This is a genomic window from uncultured Jannaschia sp., assembly GCF_947494055.1.
In the GTDB taxonomy this organism is placed as follows: domain Bacteria; phylum Pseudomonadota; class Alphaproteobacteria; order Rhodobacterales; family Rhodobacteraceae; genus Jannaschia.
Map to the genome: position 1 here is coordinate 1 of NZ_CANLTR010000189.1, position 441 is coordinate 441.

At 64.2% G+C, this 441-nt stretch carries 1 protein-coding gene; it reads right to left on the reverse strand.

From position 1 onward, the window contains the following. Positions 1 to 303: transposase (locus Q1A87_RS23795; protein ID WP_299657366.1), on the reverse strand; the 303-nt coding region annotated here is incomplete at its 3' end. Positions 304 to 441 lie beyond the last annotated feature (138 nt).

Here is a 441-nt window from a genome sequence, read left to right on the forward strand (position 1 = left end):
CACCGCCATCAGCGCCTTCTCGGCCGTCCGGCGCGGTTCGAGGAAGGTCGGAAAATATGATCCCTTCCTGAGCTTGGGAATGTTCAGGCCGATCGTCCCGGCCCGCGTATCCCATCGGCGTGGCCGGTAGCCGTTCCGCTGGTTCTCCCGGTCCGGCGTCCGTTCGCGGGCACCGGCGCCACATACGGCAGCCACCTCGATGTCCATCAAACGCTGCGCGGCATCCTGGATCAGCTCGCGCAGAAAATCAGTGTCATCGCTCTTGGAGATCGCCTCCGGAAGGTCGATCATAGGGTCGGTCATCGTGCTCTCCTTCGTTGTCGTCGGTCGTTGAACAACCTCAGATTACGAAGAAGCGCGGTGGCCACCAGCCCGGCCGCACGCTGCGCCGAGCCAAAGGCTCCGCGCGCGGCCTCCTACACCACAGGGTGGGACACTATC